The organism is Denitrificimonas halotolerans, from assembly GCF_034259425.1.
Lineage (GTDB): Bacteria > Pseudomonadota > Gammaproteobacteria > Pseudomonadales > Pseudomonadaceae > Denitrificimonas > Denitrificimonas halotolerans.
Window position 1 is genome coordinate 1 of sequence record NZ_JAXIVU010000052.1, and the last position, 412, is coordinate 412.

At 47.6% G+C, this 412-nt stretch carries 1 pseudogene; it reads left to right on the top strand.

Annotated features, from left to right (window positions below):
* Positions 1-128: 128 nt before the first annotated feature.
* Positions 129-412 (top strand): annotated as a pseudogene (locus TOI97_RS13230) (RNA-guided endonuclease InsQ/TnpB family protein); the annotation flags it as partial.

Here is a 412-nt window from a genome sequence, read left to right on the forward strand (position 1 = left end):
TTAACCCCTTAATAGGCCGCTAAAGTCTTTGCAGTATAGGTTGTGTTGGTATTATATACAGCATGATAAGGCACACCAAAACATTAAAAGTCCGAGTCCGAGACAGGCATGTGCCCTTGCTAAACCGTATGGCTCGCAGCGTCAATTTCGTCTGGAACTTTGTTAATGAATTAAGTCAACGCTCGATTAAAGAGCGTGGTGTGTTTTTGTCTGCGTATGATATGCATCCCTACACAAAGGGCGCAGGTAAAGAGCTTGGTCTGCACAGCCAAACCTTACAGTGCATTGCAGGTGAGTATGTCACACGCCGCAAGCAGTTTAAGAAGGTGCGGCTGAACTGGCGCAAATCAGGCGGTGTACGTCGCTCACTGGGCTGGATACCCGTCAATACCGGTGCAGCTCAATGGAAAAA